Raw genomic sequence first — 17610 nt, 5'->3', positions numbered from 1 at the left:
TTGTACCACGCGCCGATTTGCTGACTCGATTGCGGGCGCGCGAACCCTTCGCCGGGTTCACTATAAATGCGGCTAAAGAGGTCGTCAGCCGCGCATCATCCTCCCGCGCTTCGCCGACCGTTTAGCCGCCCTGTCACTCAAGGCGGAATGAATGGAATCGATCGGTATCGTCACTCCCCGGAAGATGCATTTCACCGAGCCGCTGCGCATGCAGAACGGCAGTCTGCTCGGCAATTACGATCTCGTCGTCGAAACCTATGGCGAACTGAACGCCGCGCGCTCGAACGCGGTGCTGGTCTGCCATGCGCTCAATGCGTCGCACCACGTAGCGGGCGTCTACGCCGACAACCCCAAGGACGTCGGCTGGTGGGACAACATGGTCGGCCCCGGCAAGCCGCTCGACACCAACCGCTTCTTCGTGATCGGCGTGAACAATCTCGGCTCGTGCTTCGGTTCGACCGGGCCGATGAGCATCGATGCATCGACCGGCAGGCCCTACGGCGCGAGCTTTCCCGTCGTGACGGTCGAGGACTGGGTGCATGCGCAGGCGCGCGTCGCCGACGAATTCGGCATCGAGCGCTTCGCGGCCGTGATGGGCGGCAGTCTCGGCGGCATGCAGGCGCTCGCGTGGAGCATGATGTATCCGGATCGCCTCGGCCACTGCATCGTGATCGCTTCGACGCCGAAGCTCTCGGCGCAGAACATCGCGTTCAACGAGACGGCGCGCTCGGCCATCCTGTCCGACCCGGACTTCCACGGCGGCGACTACTACGCGCACGGCGTGAAGCCGCGCCGTGGCTTGCGGGTCGCGCGCATGATCGGGCACATCACGTATCTGTCGGACGACGACATGGCCGTCAAGTTCGGCCGCGCGCTGCGCCGCGCGGAAGGCGCGCTCGATGCGTACAACTTCAACTTCGACGTCGAGTTCGAAGTGGAGTCGTACCTGCGCTATCAGGCCGACAAGTTCGCGGAATACTTCGACGCCAACACGTATCTGCTCATCACGCGCGCGCTCGACTACTTCGATCCGGCCAAGGCTTACGAAGGCGATCTCACGAAAGCGCTCGCGCACACGACGGCGAAATACCTGATCGCGAGCTTCTCGACCGACTGGCGCTTTGCGCCCGCGCGCTCGCGCGAACTCGTGAAGGCGCTGCTCGATCACAAGCGCACCGTGAGCTACGCCGAAATCGACGCGCCGCACGGCCACGACGCCTTCCTGCTCGACGACGCGCGCTATCACAACCTGATGCGCGCCTATTACGAACGCATTGCCGCCGAGGTGGGCGCATGAACCAGAACACACTCGACTCCCTCGCGCTGCGCTCCGACTTCCGCGCGATCGCGCGCTGGGTGGAGCCGCGCGCGACCGTCCTCGATCTGGGCTGCGGCGACGGCTCGCTCCTGTCCCTGCTCGGCGAAGAACTCGACGTGAACGGCTTCGGCATCGAAATCAACGACGCGGGCGTGCTCGCCTGCGCGCAAAAGGGCGTGAACGTGATCCAGCAGAATCTGGAAGACGGCCTGCGCCTGTTCGAAGACGACAGCTTCGACTTCGCGATCCTGTCGCAGACGCTGCAGACCATTCATCAGACCGCCGCGATCCTGCGCGAAACCGTGCGCGTCGGGCGCGAATGCATCGTGTCGTTTCCGAACTTCGGGTACTGGCCGCACCGGCTCGCCGTGATTCAGGGACGCATGCCGGTGTCGAAAGCGCTGCCTTATCAGTGGCACAACACGCCGAACGTGCGGGTGCTGACCATCAGGGACTTCGAGGCGCTCGCGCCCGAAGTCGGCATCGAAATTCTCGACCGCGTGGTGCTGCACGGCGGGCAGTCGATCCGTTGGGGTGCGAACTGGCGTGGTAGTCTTGCGGTCTATCGCGTGAAGCGCGGCTAGCTCGGCCCATTCGCGCATCGACAACCGCATTGCCTCCATCGTCATGTCCAACTCGCCACACGAGGCGCCCGCTCTTACTGCTCACGAAGTTCATCCCGGCTGGCGCGCGTTCCTGAACGCGCGCATCCTGATTTGCGTCTTTCTCGGCTTCACTTCCGGGCTGCCGCTCTTCACGCTCGTCTATCTGGTGCAGGCGTGGCTGCGCACCGAAGGCGTGAACCTGAAGGAAATCGGCCTGTTCGCGCTGATCCAGTTCCCCTACACGTGGAAATTCGTCTGGGCGCCGCTGATGGACCGCTACGTGCCGCGCCTGCCCGGCTGGCGGCCCGGCAGGCGGCGCGGCTGGATGTTCGTCACGCAGGTACTCGTGGCGATCGCGATCGGCACGCTCGGCTTCGTGTCGCCGGGCAAGGAAATCTGGACGGTGGCCGCGCTCACCTCGCTCGTCGCGTTCTTCGGGGCGAGCCAGGACATCGCGATCGATGCCTACCGCCGCGAGCTGCTGGCCGATGTCGAGCAGGGTCTCGGCAACGCGGTCCACGTGAACGCGTACAAGGTCGCGGCGCTGATTCCCGGCTCGCTCGCGCTGATCCTCGCCGACCACCTGCCGTGGACCACCGTGTTCATCGTGACCGCGGCGTTCATGCTGCCGGGCATGGTGATGACGCTCGTCGTGAAGGAGCCGGAGGTGCACGGCGCGCCGCCGAAGAACCTGCGCGAAGCGATCGTGGAGCCGTTTCACGAGTTCATCATGCGCGACGGCTGGCGCACGGCGCTCCTCGTGCTCGGCTTCATCTTCCTGTACAAGCTCGGCGACGTCATGGCCACCACGCTGTCGACGTCGTTCTTCCTCGACATCGGCTTCAACATGACGCAGATCGGCGTGATCGCGAAGACGGTGGCGTTCTGGGCGAGTCTCGCGGGCGGGATCATCGGCGGAGTGTGGCTGGTGAAGATCGGCATCGCGCGCGGATTGTGGATTTTCGGCGTGCTGCAGATCGTGTCCACGCTCGGCTTCGCGTGGCTTGCGAAACTCGGGCCGTCGCCGCTTGCGCTCGGCGCGCTGTACGGCTTCGAGACCTTCGCGACCGGCCTCACGACGGCCGCGTTCATCGCCTACATCGCGAGCACGACCGACCCGCGCTACACCGCGACGCAGTTCGCCCTTTTCACGAGCCTCGCTTCGGTGCCGCGCACGCTGGCATCGGCGTCGAGCGGCTTCATCGTGTCGCAAACCGGCTGGTTCGAGTACTTCATGATCTGCACCGCGCTGTCGATTCCCGGCATGTTACTGTTGCCGAAGATCGCGCCCTGGAGAACTCAACGATGACGGTGCACGACCCGCTGCGCGCCTTTCTCTGCGCGCTGACGATCACGTCCTCCGTATCCTTCGCAGCCGATGCGCCCGACGCGCAGGACGCCCAGCGCGTCCCGCCGCCCTACACCGCGCCGAACAGCCAGATCCGCTTCGGCAACGCGGCCCTGTTCCGCAATCTGATTCCATCCGCGACGCTCGAGCAGCAGGCCGCCGACGAATACGCGCAAATCCTGCGCGAGGCGGAGCATGGCAAGCGCCTGCTCGGCGACGACAACGCGCTCGTCAAGCGCGCGCGCGAGATCATCAATCGCGAGATTCCGTTCGCACTGAAGTGGAATGACCGCTCGAAGAACTGGAAGTGGCAGATCAACGTCGTGAAATCGAACGAGATCCGCATGTATTGCCTGCCGGGCGGCAAGATCGTGATTTACAGCGGGCTGATCGACAAGCTGCGTCTGAACGACAACGAACTCGGCATGATGGCGGGCCACGAGATCGCGCACGCGCTGCGCGAGCATTCGCGCGAGCGGCTCGGCCGTCAGCAGGCGGCGCAGCTGAGTGCGGGCACGATTCCGCAACTGTTCGGTTTCGCCGACATGGGCTCGACGCCGCTCGGCATCGGCGAGCAGTTGCTCGCAATGCGCTATTCGCCTGCCGACGAGACCGAGGCCGACGTGATCGGCAGCGAAATCGCATCGCGGGCGGGCTACGATCCGCGCGCGGCCGTCACGCTGTGGAACAAGATCGATACCGCGACCCGCCGCATGGACAACGGCTTCATCTGGATGCATCCCTACGGGCCCGCCCGCAGGCAGGACCTGCTCAAGCGCATGCCGGACATGATGCCGCTCTATGCGAAGGCAATCGGCAAGACGGTCGACCAGTTGCCTTATTACGCGGGCATGGGGCGGTTCAAGAAGAGCGGGCGCTAGATCTTCCAGGCGTAGTCGACGGTCAGCGGAGCGTGGTCGCTGAACTTCTCGTCGCGGTAAATCGACGTCGCCTTCGCCGTCGACGCGACGTCGGGCGTCGCGATCTGATAGTCGATCCGCCACCCGACGTTCTTCGCGTAAGCCTGCCCGCGGTTGCTCCACCATGTGTACTGCTCGGGCCGCTGGTCCAGCGTGCGGAATACATCGACATAGCCGACCTCGTCGAACAGCTTCGTGAGCCATTCGCGCTCTTCCGGCAGGCACCCCGAATTCTTCTGGTTGCTCTTCCAGTTCTTGATGTCGATTTCCTTGTGAACGATGTTCACGTCGCCGCAGAGCACGACTTCACGCTGCGCCGACAGCGCCGCCAGATGCGGCATGAATTCGTCCATGAAGCGGTATTTCGCCTGCTGGCGTTCGTCGCCGCTCGAACCGGACGGCACATACACCGACACCACCGACAGCTTCCCGAAACGCGCTTCCACGTACCGCCCTTCGGGATCGAACTCTTCGCTGCCGAAGCCGATGATCACCTCGTCCGGTTCATGCCGCGTATAGAGGCCGGCGCCGCTGTAGCCCTTCTTCACCGCATGCTGGAAATAGCCCTGGAAACCGTGCGGCGCGAGGAACTCGGGCGTCAGGTCGTCCTGCGAGCACTTGATCTCCTGCACGCACACGACATCGGCGCTCTGGTTGCCGAACCAGTCGAAGAAACCTTTCTTGGCGGCCGAACGGATGCCGTTCAAATTGGCGGTAATCACGCGAAACATACACTTCCTCTGAGATGAAAACGGTTCACTCGACGATGACGCCCTTCAGCGATTCCTTGGGCGGCGGAAAATCGAGGTTCATGCGGGAAAGCGTGCGCAGCAGCAGTTCCGCGACCATGACGTTGCGGTGCGTCTTCGAATTGCCGGGAATCACGTACCAGGGCGCGTACGGTGTCGACGTCACGCCGAGCGCCGCGGCATAGGCGTGCTGGTAGTCGTCCCACTGCTTGCGCGCTTCGAGGTCGGAGGCATCGAACTTCCAGTGCTTCGTGGGGTCGTCGATGCGGGCCTGCAGGCGCTCGCGCTGCTCGTCCTTCGAGATGTGCAGGAAACACTTGATGATCGACGTTCCCGTATCCGCGAGCAGCGCTTCGAAGTCGCGGATGTGGCGATAGCGGCGCTCGCATTCTTCGTCGTCGATCAGCTTCAGCACCGGCGGCACGAGCACGTCTTCGTAATGGCTGCGATTGAAGACGCACAGCTCGCCCGCCATCGGCGCCTGCGCATGGATGCGCCACAGGAAATCGTGCGCGGCCTCGCGCTCGCTCGGCGCCTTGAAGGGCACGATCCGCAGGCCGAGCGGATCGACTTCGTGAAAGACGGCGCGGATCGTGCCGTCCTTGCCGCTCGTGTCCATGCCCTGCAACACGAGCAGCACGCGCTGGCGGCGCTGCGCATGCAGCTTCTCCTGCAATTCGTCGAGTTGTGCGCCGATCTCCCCCAAACGCAGACGATCTTCCTCCTTCGTGCCGCGCGAGAAGGGCTTCGCGGAGGGATCGACCGCGTTCAGGTCGAACGGCTTCGGCTTCTTGCCGTCATCGAAAAAAGGCACGCGAAAATCGTCGAGTTCGGGTTTTTTTGCCATGTCGCGCTCCAATGAAAACGGGCCGTTGCCAGGCCAGACCGGCAACAGCCCGTGAACCCCGGCCGGTGAAGGCTATCAGGATAGTTTCTTCTTCAAAAGCTCGTTGACCTGCTGCGGATTCGCCTTGCCCTTGGTGGCCTTCATCGCCTGGCCGATCAGCGCGTTGAACGCCTTCTCCTTGCCCGCGCGGAACTCGTCGACGGACTTCTGGTTTGCGGCCAGCACCTCGTCGATGATCGCTTCGAGCGCGCCCGAGTCCGAGATCTGCTTCAGCCCCTTCGCTTCGATGATGCGGTCGGCGGCGGCTTCGTCGGTGGCCTTTTCGTCCCAGATCGCCTGGAAGATGTCCTTCGCGATCTTGTTGGAAATCGTGCCGTCGGCGATGCGCAGCAGGATCAGCGCGAGTTGCGCGGCGGAAACCGGCGAATCCGCGATATCGAGCGCTTCGCGGTTCAACTGCGCGGAAACGTCGCCCATCACCCAGTTCGCGGCGGTCTTCGCCTGCGCGGCGCCGGCCTTCGCGACCACGGCTTCGTAATAGGCCGCCGTCGCCTTCGACGACGTGAGCCCCGCCGCGTCGTAGCGCGTGAGTCCGTATTGCTCGACGAAACGCGCCTGCATCGCTTCGGGCAGCTCGGGCATCCCGTCCTTCACGCGGCTGATCCACGCCTGGTCGATGACGAGCGGCATCAGGTCCGGATCGGGGAAATAGCGGTAATCGTGCGCATCTTCCTTGCTGCGCATCGACCGCGTTTCGCGCTTGTCCGGATCGTAGAGGCGGGTTTCCTGCACGACGGTGCCGCCGTCTTCGATCAGTTCGATCTGCCGGCGCACTTCGTACTGGATCGCTTCTTCGAGGAAGCGGAACGAGTTCAGGTTCTTGATCTCCGCGCGCGTGCCGAATTCCTGCTGCCCGACGGGCCGCACCGACACGTTCGCGTCACAGCGGAACGACCCTTCCTGCATGTTGCCGTCGCAGATACCGAGCCACACCACGAGCGCGTGAAGCGTTTTCGCATAGGCAACGGCCTCGGCCGCGCTGCGCATTTCCGGCTCGGTGACGATTTCGAGCAGCGGCGTGCCCGCGCGGTTCAGGTCGATGCCGGTCATGCCCGCGAAGTCTTCGTGCAGCGACTTGCCGGCGTCCTCTTCGAGGTGCGCGCGCGTCAGGTTGATCGTCTTTTCGTACGCTTCCTTGCCAGTCTTCTCGCTGGCCGGCACCTGGATCGTCACGGTGCCGCCCTGCACGACGGGAATCTCGTACTGGCTGATCTGGTAGCCCTTCGGCAGATCGGGATAAAAGTAGTTCTTGCGCGCGAAAATGCTGCGCGGCGCGATGTGCGCGCCGATCGCGAGGCCAAAGCGGATCGCGCGCTCGACGGCGCCGCGGTTCGCCACCGGCAGCACACCCGGCAACGCCAGATCGACGGGGCACGCCTGCGTGTTCGGCGCCGCGCCGAACTGCGTGGCCGCGCCGGAGAAAATTTTTGAGACGGTCGACAGTTGCGCGTGCGTCTCGAGACCGATTACGACTTCCCACTGCATGCTCATACTCCCGCCGGTGCCGATGGTGCTTTCCGATGCCAGTCGGTCGCGCGCTGGAACGCGTCGGCGACCTGGAGCATCCGGGCTTCGTTGAAATAGTTGCCGACGATCTGCAGGCCGACCGGCCGGTTCGCGTTCGCGCCCGCGCCGAAACCGCACGGAATGCTCATGCCGGGCAGGCCCGCGAGGCTCGTGGACAGCGTGTAGATATCGGCGAGATACATCTGGACGGGGTCGTCGGCCTTTTCGCCGAGGTTCCACGCCACCGTCGGCGCGACCGGTCCCATGATGACGTCGCAGTGGCTGAACGCTTCCTGAAAGTCGCGCGCGATGATGCGGCGGATCTTCTGCGCCTGCAGATAGTAAGCGTCGTAGTAGCCGTGCGACAGCACGTAGGCGCCGACCAGAATCCGGCGCTTCACCTCCGGGCCGAAGCCTTCGGCGCGCGACTTCTTGTACATGTCGAGCAGGTCGGTGTAATGCGCCGCCCGATGGCCGTAGCGCACGCCGTCGAAGCGCGACAGGTTCGACGACGCCTCCGCCGGCGCGATGATGTAGTACACGGGAATCGAAAGCTCGGTCTTCGGCAGCGACACTTCGACGAGCGTCGCGCCGAGCGCCTCGTATTGCTTCAGGGCGGCGTCGATGGCGGCGCGCACGTCGGCGGCGAGGCCCGGGCCGAAGTACTCCTTCGGCATGCCGATGCGCAGGCCCGCGAGCGGCTTCGCGGCGTCGTCGCCGGACCAGCGCTTGCCGAGGTAGCGGGTGTAGTCTTCGTCCTCGCGCTGCAGGCTCGTGGAGTCGCGCTCGTCGAACGAGGCGATGGCGTTCAGCAGCGTCGCGCAGTCGGCGGCGCTCTGCGCCATCGGGCCGCCCTGGTCGAGCGACGACGCGAACGCGATCATCCCGTAGCGCGACACGCGGCCGTACGTCGGCTTGATGCCGGTGATGCCGGTAAACGACGCCGGCTGACGGATCGAGCCGCCCGTGTCCGTGCCGGTCGCGGCGGGCGCGAGGCGCGCGGCGACGGCCGCGGCCGACCCGCCCGACGAGCCGCCCGGGACCGCCTTCAGATCCCACGGGTTCTTCACAGCGCCGAAGTACGAGTTCTCGTTCGACGACCCCATCGCGAATTCGTCCATGTTGGTCTTGCCAAGGCAGACCATGCCGGCGCGGCTCAGGCGATCGACGACGGTGGCATCGAACGGGCTCGTGTAGTTTTCGAGCATTTTCGAGCCGGCCGTGGACGTCCAGCCGCGCGTGACGAACACATCCTTGTGCGCGATCGGCAGGCCGACGAGCGGACCCGTGTCGCCCTGCGCGAGGCGCGCGTCGGCGGCTTTCGCCTGCGCGAGCGTGAGATCGCGATCGACGCTGATGAAGGCGTTCAGGTCCTTCGCCGCGTCGATGCGCTGCAGATAGGTCTGCGCCAGTTCGACGGCGGAGATTTCCTTCGCGTCGAGCGCCGCGCGCAGCTCGGTCAAACTTTTCTGATGCATTGCTGTTTTCCTGATGGGCGCGGCGCCATGCGGGCGGCGCGCCGGGGACTTGTCGGCGAGCGCTGTGGTCGTCGCCGCGGGCTTATTCGATCACCTTCGGCACGAGAAAGAGCCCTTCCTGCACGGCGGGCGCGCAGCGCTGGAACTCTTCGCGGTTTACCTGCTCTGTAACAGCGTCGTCGCGCAGACGCAACGCGACCTCCTCGATCTGTTCGATCGGATGCGCGAGCGGCTCGATGCCGGTCGTATCGACGGCCTGCATCTGCTCGACGAGACCGAAGAAATCGTTCAGCCGCGCGAGGGTCGGTTCGGCCTCGTGCTCGGGCAATTCGAGCCGCGCGAGGTGCGCAATGCGTTTTACGTCGGTCAGGGTCAGGGACATTCGATCACCGGAGAAAGCTTGACTGTCGCGAAGTCGAAAACATTCGTTGCGACAGAGAGTTACGTGTCTGGAAGAAGACCTCGAAAACGGGTCTGATGCCGGCACAAAGTGCCGTCCTTTTCCTATAGATACTCCAAAATTATAAGGTATCATTACGCGTTCGACCCAAATACGGATCGACTTACCAGCGGCCTTCTCCCAAGATCACTGATTTGCGAGAAACGTTTGCATGATTGGTTCGCATCTCCCGGTAGATTTCTTCGCAGTTGTGCGTTTCGCGGCGACACGATTTCGCCGCCCCGCAAGCTGTTATTTTTTCCGCTGCCGTCCCAGACGCTCGAAGCGAGGCACGGCTCCCAGCGAGACAGGATTTTGAATGTTCGGTTTTTTGCGCAGCTACTTTTCCAACGACCTGGCGATTGATCTCGGTACCGCCAACACGCTGATCTACATGCGCGGCAAAGGCATCGTCCTCGACGAGCCGTCAGTGGTATCCATCCGTCAGGAAGGCGGCCCGAACGGCAAGAAGACGATTCAGGCAGTCGGCAAGGAAGCGAAACAGATGCTCGGCAAGGTGCCGGGCAACATCGAGGCGATCCGCCCGATGAAGGACGGCGTGATCGCCGACTTCACCGTCACCGAGCAGATGATCAAGCAGTTCATCAAGACTGCGCACGAATCGCGGATGTTCTCGCCTTCGCCGCGCATCATCATCTGCGTGCCGTGCGGTTCCACGCAAGTCGAGCGCCGCGCGATCAAGGAAGCCGCGCATGGCGCCGGCGCGTCGCAGGTCTACCTGATCGAAGAGCCGATGGCCGCCGCGATCGGCGCCGGCCTGCCGGTTTCGGAAGCAACGGGCTCGATGGTCGTCGACATCGGCGGCGGCACGACCGAAGTGGGCGTGATCTCGCTCGGCGGCATCGTGTACAAGGGCTCGGTGCGCGTCGGCGGCGACAAGTTCGACGAAGCCATCGTCAACTACATCCGCCGCAACTACGGCATGCTGATCGGCGAGCAGACGGCCGAAGCCATCAAGAAGGAAATCGGTTCCGCTTTCCCGGGCTCCGAAGTCAAGGAGATGGAAGTCAAGGGCCGCAATCTCTCGGAAGGCATTCCGCGTAGCTTCACCATCTCGAGCAACGAAATCCTCGAAGCGCTCACCGATCCGCTGAACCAGATCGTGTCGTCGGTGAAAATCGCGCTCGAACAGACGCCGCCGGAACTGGGCGCCGACATCGCCGACCGCGGCATGATGCTCACGGGCGGCGGCGCGCTGCTGCGCGATCTCGACCGCCTGCTCGCGGAAGAAACCGGCCTGCCGGTGCTCGTCGCCGAAGATCCGCTGACCTGCGTCGTGCGCGGTTCGGGCATGGCGCTCGAGCGCATGGACAAGCTCGGCAGCATCTTCTCCTACGAGTGACGAGCGGCCACCGCGCGCGGGCCCTGCTCCACAAAAGAGGCCCGCCGAGGCAAAGAAAAACAGCACGCGCGTAACGCGACGCACACACGGCCCGGCTCCAACCCGGGCCGTTGTTAAAACAGCGTAGGGCAGGTCCCGCCACAAGCCTGGGGCCTGCAGCATCGATCCAACCGCTCACGCCCTCGGCGCCGACCATGGAATACAGTCCGCCGCCACTTTTCAAGCAAGGCCCGTCTGCGCTCGCGCGGCTGATCTTCTTCGTGGTGCTCGCACTCGCACTGCTCATCTCCGACGCCCGCTTCAACACGCTCGAGATCGTTCGCGGCGTGCTGGGCGCGGGGCTTTATCCGCTGCAACGCGCAGCGCTCGTGCCGCGCGACATCTTCATGGGCGCCGCCGACCTCGCCGTGACGAGCGCCAACCTGCGCAGCGAAAACCAGAAGCTCGCCGACAAGAACCTCCAGCTTTCCGTGAAGGCCGGCGACGCCGAGCAGTTGAGCATCGAAAACGCGCATCTGCGTGCGCTGCTGCAACTGCAGTCGCGCGCCACGACGCAGACCACGCCGGCCGAAATCCAGTACGACACGCGCGATCCGTTCACGCAAAAGGTCGTGATCGGCAAGGGCGCGCAGCAGGGCATCCAGGACGGCGCGCCGGTCGTCAACGAAGCCGGCGTGATCGGTCAGGTGACGCGGGTGTTCCCGCTCCAGTCCGAAGTCACGCTGCTCACCGACAAGGACCAGGCCGTGCCGGTTCAGATCGTGCGCACGGGCTTGCGCAGCGTGATCTACGGCACGCCGAAGGGCGACTCGCTCGACCTGCGCTTCGTGCCGATCAGCGCCGACGTCCAGGCCGGTGACGAACTCGTGACGAGCGGACTCGACGGCATCTATCCGCCGGGGCTCGCCGTGGCGAAGGTCGTGCGCGTGGACAAGCAGGCGGATACGGCGTTTGCGCGCGTCGTCTGCCAGCCGGTCGCGCCGGTGCGCGGCGCGCGCCAGTTGCTCGTGCTGCATTACAACGTGAACGTCCCGCCGAATCCGGTGGAAGCCGAGGCGGCCGCGGCCGCGAAAGAGGCGAAAGAAAACAAGGGCAAGAAAGGCAAGGGGTCGAAGGCTGCGGCAGCCGCTGCGGGAAGCGGGGCATCGGCGGCTGTGGCCGCATCCACTGCATCGGCGGCCGCTGCCGCTGCTCCCGCGAAACCCGCCGCGCCGGCAGCTCCCGCCGGCCCGGCCACGCCGCCGAAAGCGGCGTCCGCCGCAGCGCCCGCCAAGCCCGCCTCCGCGGCGGCCCCGCACAAGAACAGGAAGGCGCACCTTCCCAGGGCCGCGTCCGGAGTCGCGCAATGAATCGCCCGCAATACATCCTTCAGCCGGTCAATCCGTATTTCATCAGCTTCAGCCTGGCCGCCGCGTTTCTGCTCAACCTGATGCCGTGGGGACGGCTCGTCGGCGTGCCGGATTTCGTCGCGCTCGTGCTGCTGTTCTGGAATGTCCACCAGCCGCGCAAGGTCGGAATGGGGATCGCGTTCCTGCTCGGCCTGCTGATGGACGTCCACAACGCAAGCCTGCTCGGTGAGCACGCGCTCGCTTATACGCTGCTGTCGTATGGCGCGATCACGATTCACCGGCGCGTGCTGTGGATGTCGCTGCCGGTGCAGACGTTCGTCGTCGCGCCGCTCCTGGTCGGCGCGCAGATCGTGCCGTTCGTGATCCGCCTCCTGACGGGCGCCGCGTTTCCCGGCTGGGGCTATCTGATCGACGGATTCGTCGAAGCGCTGCTCTGGCCGCTCGCGAGCTTCCTGCTGCTGATGCCGCAACGGCGCGCAGCCGATCCCGACGACACCCGTCCGATCTGAATGCGGCCGCGCGCCGCCCGCCCGACGCTCGCGCGACCGGCTAAACTGAAATCGCGCACAAGCGCGAACATTGCATGACCGAATTCAAGAACGCCGAACAACAGCTGTCGAAATTCCGCCTGCGCGTCGCGGCGGCGGGGCTGTTCGTGTTCGTCTGCTTCGGGCTGATCGGCCTGCGCTTTCTGTACCTCCAGGTCTGGCACTTCAGCAAATACTCGCTGCAGGCGAACGAGAACCGCATTTCGGTCGCGCCGATCGTGCCGAACCGGGGGATCATCACCGACCGCAACGGCGTCGTCCTCGCGAAGAACTACTCGGCTTACACGCTGGAAATCACGCCGTCGAAGATCAGCGGCACGCTCGACGAGGAAATCGACGCGCTCTCGCAAGTCGTGTCGATCGATGCCCGCGACCGCCGGCGCTTCAAGAAGCTGCTCGAAGATTCGAAGAATTTCGAGAGCCTGCCGATCCGCACCCGCCTGACCGACGAGGAAGTCGCGCGCTTCACCGCGCAGCGCTTCCGCTTTCCGGGCGTCGAGGTGCGGGCGCGCCTCTTCCGCCAGTACCCGCTCGGACCGACGGCCGCGCACGTGATCGGCTATATCGGGCGGATTTCGCAGCGCGACCAGGAGCGCATCGACTCCGCCAGCGACCAGAACGACGCCGATTCCGAACATTACGACCCGCGGCTCGACGCGAACAACTACAAGGGCACCGACTACGTCGGCAAGATCGGCGTCGAGCAGAGTTACGAGACGGAACTGCACGGCCTGACGGGCTTCGAGGAAGTGGAAGTGACGGCTGGCGGCCGGCCGGTGCGCACCATGTCGCGCACGCAGGCGACGCCCGGCAACAATCTCGTGCTCTCGCTCGACATCGGCTTGCAGCAGGTCGCCGAGCAGGCTTACACGGGCAAGAAGGGCGCACTGGTCGCGATCGAACCCTCCACGGGCGACGTGCTCGCGTTCGTTTCCGCACCGAGCTTCGATCCGAATGCGTTCGTCGACGGCATCGACCAGCAGAACTGGGACGCGCTCAACAACTCGCCGGACCACCCGCTCTTGAACCGGCCGCTGCACGGCACCTATCCGCCCGGCTCCACTTACAAGCCGTTCATGGCGCTCGCGGCGCTCACGCTCAAGAAGCGCACGCCGGGCTGGGGCTTCCAGGATCCCGGCTACTTCATCTTCGGCGGCCACACGTTCCGCAACGACGTGCGTTCGGGCCAGGGCTGGGTCGACATGAATCGCGCGATCGTCGTGTCGAACGACACCTATTTCTACATGCTCGCCCGCGATCTGGGCGTGAACGCGATGGCCGGCTTCATGAAGCCGTGGGGCTTCGGCCAGATTACCGGCATCGATATTTCGGGCGAGGCGCGCGGCATCCTGCCGTCCACCGAATGGAAGCGAAAGGCGTACCGCAAGCCTGAGCAGCAGCGCTGGTATGACGGCGAGACGATCAGCCTCGGCATCGGCCAGGGCTACAACTCGTTCACGATCCTTCAGCTCGCGCACGCGACCGCGACGCTCGCGAACAACGGCATCGTGATGAAACCGCACCTCGTGCGCGACATCGAGAATCCGATCACGAAGGACATGCGCGCGACCGTGCGCGGTGCCAGCGACAAGATCGCCGTGCGCCAGCAGGACATCGACGTGATCAAGCGCGCGATGGAAGGCGTCGTGACGAACGGCACGGCGGCGAAGGTGTTCGTCGGCGCGCCTTACGTCGCGGCCGGCAAGACCGGCACGGCGCAGGTCTATTCGCTGCAGGGCGCGAACTACAAGGGGCACGCGATCGCCGAGCATCTGCGCGACCACGCGCTCTTCATCGCGTTCGCGCCCGCCGACCATCCGACGATCGCGGTTGCACTGATCGTCGAAAACGGCGGCTGGGGTGCGGAGGCGGCCGGTCCGATCGCGCGCAAGGTGCTCGACTACTACCTCGTCGACCGCCTGAAGCCGGGCGCACAGGCCGCGGCCGTCGCGGCAGCCGCGTCGGCGACGCAGGACGCCAGCGCGCCAGTGATCGGCGAAGGGCAGACGCCTGCCGAGGCCGCGCTGCCGGCGTCGGCCGCGACATTTTCACCGGCGGCGGCGTCCAGTCCGGCAGCCGCGCAAGCGGCGTCGCGGGTCGTGGCCGCGACCGCCGCCTCGGGGCCGGCTGCGCGCGTCGCCCCGGCGCCTGCGGCACCGGCACCGGCGTCCGCGCCGGGCGGCAAGCGCGCACCGAAGAGCCCGCCGGCCGCGTCGGCCCCGGCTGTCCCGCGCAGCGACGGCCGCGACGGCATTCAAACCTACACGCCCACCGGCGGCATCGACGAGTAAATGGAGATCGGGATGCAATTCGACAAGCGCGCCTGGCTCGACCGTGCGAAGCGCATGTTCGCGGGCTTCGACCGTCCGCTCGGGCTGATCGTGTTCCTGCTGCTGTGCGTCGGCATCGTGACGCTTTACAGCGCGAGTCTCGACATGCCGGGCCGCGTCGAGGACCAGTTGCGCAACATCATGCTGACGTTCGGGCTGATGTGGATTCTCGCCAACATCCCGCCGCCGACGCTCATGCGCTTCGCCGTTCCGCTCTATACATTCGGCGTCGCGCTGCTGATCGCGGTCGCCGCGTTCGGGCTCACGCGCAAGGGCGCAAAGCGCTGGCTGAACGTCGGCGTGGTGATCCAGCCATCGGAGATCATGAAGATCGCGATGCCGCTCATGCTCGCGTGGTACTACCAGCGGCGCGAAGGCCAGATTCGCTGGTGGGATTACATCGTCGGCTTTCTCATCCTTGCGGTGCCGGTCGGCCTGATCGCGAAGCAGCCCGACCTCGGCACCGCCGTGCTGGTGTTCGCGGCCGGCTTCTTCGTCATCTATTTCGCGGGTCTGAGCTTCAGGTTGCTCGTGCCGGTGGTGGTGGCGGGCGTGGTCGTGGTTGCATGCGTCGCGGTGTTCCAGGACCGGATCTGTCAGCCGGACGTGAACTGGCCTTTGATGCACGACTACCAGAAGCACCGCATCTGCACCCTGCTCGACCCGACCTCCGACCCGCTCGGCAAGGGATTCCACACGATCCAGGCGGTGATCGCGATCGGCTCGGGCGGCACGCTCGGCAAGGGCTGGCTGCAGGGCACGCAGGCTCACCTCGAGTTCATTCCCGAGAAGCACACCGACTTCATCTTCGCGGTGTTTTCCGAGGAATTCGGGCTTGCGGGCGGCCTCTTCCTGCTGTTCCTCTACATGGCGCTGATTGCGCGCGGCCTCTACATTGCCGCGAACGGCGCGACGCTGTTCGGGCGGCTGCTGGCGGGATCGCTGACGCTCGCGTTCTTCACCTATGCGTTCGTCAATATCGGGATGGTGAGCGGCATTCTGCCGGTGGTGGGCGTGCCCTTGCCGTTCATGAGCTACGGTGGAACGGCGCTGACGACGCTCGGCGTCGCCGTCGGCCTGATCATGAGCGTCGCGCGGCAGAAGCGGCTGATGCAGAGCTGAACGCGCAGGCGCGAGGCAAGTAAAAAGGCCGTTCCGGAGCCATCCGGAACGGCCTTTTTGTCATTGGCCGGAAAGTCGCGGCGCGAGGCCGCGCAAATCCATGACGGTTCTACTGCGGCCGGCTGCGCTCCAGTTCGGCACTGAGCTGCTGATATTTGAGCTTCGCGGCCGGATCGCCCTGCGCCGCGGCAGCCGCGTAATACGCCCGCGCGACGTTCAGATTGCGCTCGACGCCATCGCCGCCGCGCTCGTAGAAGGAGCCGGCCACGTATTGCGCGGTCATGTCGCCGCCCTCGGCCGCCTTCTTGTACCAGGCGAACGCCTGCACGTTGTCGCGCGCCGTTCCCCGGCCGTCGAGGAACTGGTTCGCGAGTGCCAGTTCCGCCTGCACGTGCCCCTGACTCGCGGCGCGCAGGAACCATCGATGCGCTTCGGCCGGATCCTTGTCGACGAACTGCCCGTCGTCGTACATCTTGCCGTAGACGTATTGCGCGTGCGTCATGTTCGCATCGGCGGCGCGGCGCAGCCATTTCTTGCCTTCGTCGACGTCGGCCGGGCCGCCCTCGCCGTTCAGCAGCATCATCGCGTAGTTGAATTCGGCGAGGCGGCTGCCCTTTTGCGCCGCGCGACGGAACTCCGAGCGCGCCGCGACGAAATTCCCCGCGTTGTAGTTCGCGACGGCGTTCTGCGTCGCGAGATCGCTCGACTTGAGCGGCGTATCCGCCTGCGCCGCGCCGCTCAGCGCCGCGGCCAATGCCAGCGACGCCGCCGCGGCGCCCAATCGCCATGCCGTGTTCATGTCCGTGCCTCCTGCAGCGCCTGCCGCGTCGCCTTCAACAGCCACATTGCGTCCGATGCCAGCGCGATCACCTTGATGCCCGCCTGCGCGTACTGCCGCGCGCTCGCGACGTCGAGTGCGAAGATGCCGCTCGCGATGCCCGCGCGCTTCGCCGCGGCAACGACTCTGTCGATCGCCGCCTGCACGTCCGGATGCTTCGAATCGCCGAGGTGGCCGAGACTTGCCGCGAGATCCGCCGGGCCGATGAAGAGGCAATCGATGCCCGGCGTCGCCGCGATCGCGTCGACCGCTTCGAGCGCCGCCGCCGACTCGATCTGGACGATCGTCGCGATCTGCGCGTTGGCAGTGGTCATGTAGTCGCGGCGCATGCCGTAGGCCGCGGCGCGCACCGCGCCGGCGGCGCCGCGCAGGCCGTCGCGCACGTCTGCGGTCGGATATTGCGTGAGCCGCACGATGCGTTGCGCATCCGCCGCCGATTCGACGTTCGGAAACATCAGCGTGCGCGCGCCCGCATCGAGCACGCGCTTGACGATCCAGCCTTCGGCCGCGGGCACGCGCACGATCGGCTCGCTCGGCAGATGCGCCGCAGCAATCGCGCGCAACTGGTCGATGACGTCGCGGCTGTCGTTCGCCGAGTGCTCCATGTCGATGCAAAGCCAGTCGAAGCCGGCGTGCGCGAGCGCTTCAGCCGCGTCCGCGCTGCCGAGCGAAAGCCACAGGCCGAAGAGCGTGCCGGATTCGGCGAAATGCTGCTTGAGGGGATTGGTAAACGTGCTCATCGCGCGGCTCCGTGGGAAGCCGCGTCGAGCGAAAGTCGAAAGGTGGCTGG

16 protein-coding genes are annotated in these 17610 nt (G+C 65.4%); 9 read left to right on the top strand and 7 right to left on the bottom strand.

All coding sequences use genetic code 11. The annotated features are described in order from the left end of the window. Positions 1-151 precede the first annotated feature (151 nt). From metX to BG61_RS23915, 4 genes are read left to right on the top strand one after another with little or no spacing between them, the layout of a single operon-like run. On the top strand, positions 152-1297 hold the full coding sequence (gene metX, locus BG61_RS23930) for a homoserine O-succinyltransferase MetX (protein ID WP_035933623.1): 1146 nt from the start codon (positions 152-154) through the stop codon (positions 1295-1297). Next, the gene (gene metW / locus BG61_RS23925) at positions 1294-1902 is read left to right on the top strand and encodes a methionine biosynthesis protein MetW (protein ID WP_035933625.1); all 609 of its coding nucleotides are present in this window, start codon (positions 1294-1296) and stop codon (positions 1900-1902) included. The genes metX and metW overlap by 4 nt, the downstream gene beginning before the upstream one ends. Positions 1903-1945: 43 nt before the next feature. Beyond that, the gene (locus BG61_RS23920) at positions 1946-3232 is read left to right on the top strand and encodes an AmpG family muropeptide MFS transporter (RefSeq protein WP_035933627.1); all 1287 of its coding nucleotides are present in this window, start codon (positions 1946-1948) and stop codon (positions 3230-3232) included. Further along, positions 3229-4152 carry a M48 family metallopeptidase gene (locus tag BG61_RS23915; RefSeq protein WP_035933629.1) on the top strand — a complete coding sequence of 308 codons (924 nt, stop codon included), beginning with the start codon at positions 3229-3231 and terminating at the stop codon, positions 4150-4152. The genes BG61_RS23920 and BG61_RS23915 overlap by 4 nt, the downstream gene beginning before the upstream one ends. Here the strand turns inward: BG61_RS23915 and BG61_RS23910 are convergent. The 5 genes from BG61_RS23910 to gatC form a co-directional block, all read right to left on the bottom strand. Further along, positions 4149-4922: an exodeoxyribonuclease III gene (locus BG61_RS23910; protein WP_035933631.1), complete on the bottom strand. Its 774-nt coding sequence runs from the start codon at positions 4920-4922 to the stop codon at positions 4149-4151. The genes BG61_RS23915 and BG61_RS23910 overlap by 4 nt on opposite strands. A gap of 25 nt (positions 4923-4947) precedes the next feature. Next, on the bottom strand, positions 4948-5787 hold the full coding sequence (locus tag BG61_RS23905; RefSeq protein WP_035933634.1) for a PPK2 family polyphosphate kinase: 840 nt from the start codon (positions 5785-5787) through the stop codon (positions 4948-4950). 75 nt (positions 5788-5862) lie between these two features. Then, a complete protein-coding gene (gene gatB, locus BG61_RS23900; RefSeq protein WP_035933636.1) occupies positions 5863-7338 on the bottom strand; it encodes an Asp-tRNA(Asn)/Glu-tRNA(Gln) amidotransferase subunit GatB in 1476 nt (491 codons plus the stop codon). Beyond that, complete coding sequence (gatA, locus tag BG61_RS23895) at positions 7335-8831, bottom strand: Asp-tRNA(Asn)/Glu-tRNA(Gln) amidotransferase subunit GatA (RefSeq protein WP_035933638.1); 1497 nt, start codon at positions 8829-8831, stop codon at positions 7335-7337. The genes gatB and gatA overlap by 4 nt, the downstream gene beginning before the upstream one ends. A gap of 82 nt (positions 8832-8913) precedes the next feature. After that, a complete protein-coding gene (gene gatC, locus BG61_RS23890) occupies positions 8914-9213 on the bottom strand; it encodes an Asp-tRNA(Asn)/Glu-tRNA(Gln) amidotransferase subunit GatC (protein WP_035933640.1) in 300 nt (99 codons plus the stop codon). A 376-nt stretch (positions 9214-9589) separates the two neighbouring features. Between gatC and BG61_RS23885 the strand changes: the two genes are divergently transcribed. The 5 genes from BG61_RS23885 to rodA all read left to right on the top strand — a co-directional run bounded on the left by BG61_RS23885 (position 9590) and on the right by rodA (position 15982). Further along, positions 9590-10633 carry a rod shape-determining protein gene (locus BG61_RS23885; RefSeq protein WP_035933643.1) on the top strand — a complete coding sequence of 348 codons (1044 nt, stop codon included), beginning with the start codon at positions 9590-9592 and terminating at the stop codon, positions 10631-10633. A 194-nt stretch (positions 10634-10827) separates the two neighbouring features. Further along, positions 10828-11982: a rod shape-determining protein MreC gene (gene mreC / locus BG61_RS23880; RefSeq protein WP_035933646.1), complete on the top strand. Its 1155-nt coding sequence runs from the start codon at positions 10828-10830 to the stop codon at positions 11980-11982. Continuing rightward, a complete protein-coding gene (gene mreD, locus BG61_RS23875) occupies positions 11979-12491 on the top strand; it encodes a rod shape-determining protein MreD (RefSeq protein WP_035933650.1) in 513 nt (170 codons plus the stop codon). The genes mreC and mreD overlap by 4 nt, the downstream gene beginning before the upstream one ends. A gap of 74 nt (positions 12492-12565) precedes the next feature. Beyond that, positions 12566-14821 carry a penicillin-binding protein 2 gene (gene mrdA / locus BG61_RS23870; protein ID WP_035933653.1) on the top strand — a complete coding sequence of 752 codons (2256 nt, stop codon included), beginning with the start codon at positions 12566-12568 and terminating at the stop codon, positions 14819-14821. 12 nt (positions 14822-14833) lie between these two features. Then, entirely contained in the window at positions 14834-15982 is a 1149-nt protein-coding gene (gene rodA / locus BG61_RS23865; RefSeq protein ID WP_035933862.1) for a rod shape-determining protein RodA, read from the top strand. A 109-nt stretch (positions 15983-16091) separates the two neighbouring features. Here the strand turns inward: rodA and BG61_RS23860 are convergent, their stop codons facing one another. Together BG61_RS23860 and BG61_RS23855 are read right to left on the bottom strand one after the other, a co-directional pair. Further along, positions 16092-16781, bottom strand: a complete 690-nt coding sequence (locus BG61_RS23860; RefSeq protein WP_035933656.1) for a tetratricopeptide repeat protein — start codon at positions 16779-16781, stop codon at positions 16092-16094. Then, positions 16778-17560 carry an HpcH/HpaI aldolase family protein gene (locus BG61_RS23855; protein WP_035933658.1) on the bottom strand — a complete coding sequence of 261 codons (783 nt, stop codon included), beginning with the start codon at positions 17558-17560 and terminating at the stop codon, positions 16778-16780. Before BG61_RS23855 ends, BG61_RS23860 begins: the two co-directional genes overlap by 4 nt. Positions 17561-17610: the final 50 nt, after the last annotated feature.

Origin of the sequence: Caballeronia glathei (assembly GCF_000698595.1) — a bacterium.
GTDB classification, from domain to species: Bacteria; Pseudomonadota; Gammaproteobacteria; order Burkholderiales; family Burkholderiaceae; genus Caballeronia; species Caballeronia glathei.
The sequence above is the reverse complement of the archived record's forward strand: the minus strand, read 5'-3'. Positions and strand labels throughout refer to the sequence as shown.

What these genes read in the sequence shown, in the direction of transcription:
- metX (WP_035933623.1), top strand. Translation starts at nt 152, where the DNA reads ATGGAATCGATCGGTATCGTCACTCCCCGGAAGATGCATTTCACCGAG.
- metW (WP_035933625.1), top strand. Translation starts at nt 1,294, where the DNA reads ATGAACCAGAACACACTCGACTCCCTCGCGCTGCGCTCCGACTTCCGC.
- BG61_RS23920 (WP_035933627.1), top strand. Translation starts at nt 1,946, where the DNA reads ATGTCCAACTCGCCACACGAGGCGCCCGCTCTTACTGCTCACGAAGTT.
- BG61_RS23915 (WP_035933629.1), top strand. Translation starts at nt 3,229, where the DNA reads ATGACGGTGCACGACCCGCTGCGCGCCTTTCTCTGCGCGCTGACGATC.
- BG61_RS23910 (WP_035933631.1), bottom strand. Translation starts at nt 4,922, where the DNA reads ATGTTTCGCGTGATTACCGCCAATTTGAACGGCATCCGTTCGGCCGCC.
- BG61_RS23905 (WP_035933634.1), bottom strand. Translation starts at nt 5,787, where the DNA reads ATGGCAAAAAAACCCGAACTCGACGATTTTCGCGTGCCTTTTTTCGAT.
- gatB (WP_035933636.1), bottom strand. Translation starts at nt 7,338, where the DNA reads ATGAGCATGCAGTGGGAAGTCGTAATCGGTCTCGAGACGCACGCGCAA.
- gatA (WP_035933638.1), bottom strand. Translation starts at nt 8,831, where the DNA reads ATGCATCAGAAAAGTTTGACCGAGCTGCGCGCGGCGCTCGACGCGAAG.
- gatC (WP_035933640.1), bottom strand. Translation starts at nt 9,213, where the DNA reads ATGTCCCTGACCCTGACCGACGTAAAACGCATTGCGCACCTCGCGCGG.
- BG61_RS23885 (WP_035933643.1), top strand. Translation starts at nt 9,590, where the DNA reads ATGTTCGGTTTTTTGCGCAGCTACTTTTCCAACGACCTGGCGATTGAT.
- mreC (WP_035933646.1), top strand. Translation starts at nt 10,828, where the DNA reads ATGGAATACAGTCCGCCGCCACTTTTCAAGCAAGGCCCGTCTGCGCTC.
- mreD (WP_035933650.1), top strand. Translation starts at nt 11,979, where the DNA reads ATGAATCGCCCGCAATACATCCTTCAGCCGGTCAATCCGTATTTCATC.
- mrdA (WP_035933653.1), top strand. Translation starts at nt 12,566, where the DNA reads ATGACCGAATTCAAGAACGCCGAACAACAGCTGTCGAAATTCCGCCTG.
- rodA (WP_035933862.1), top strand. Translation starts at nt 14,834, where the DNA reads ATGCAATTCGACAAGCGCGCCTGGCTCGACCGTGCGAAGCGCATGTTC.
- BG61_RS23860 (WP_035933656.1), bottom strand. Translation starts at nt 16,781, where the DNA reads ATGAACACGGCATGGCGATTGGGCGCCGCGGCGGCGTCGCTGGCATTG.
- BG61_RS23855 (WP_035933658.1), bottom strand. Translation starts at nt 17,560, where the DNA reads ATGAGCACGTTTACCAATCCCCTCAAGCAGCATTTCGCCGAATCCGGC.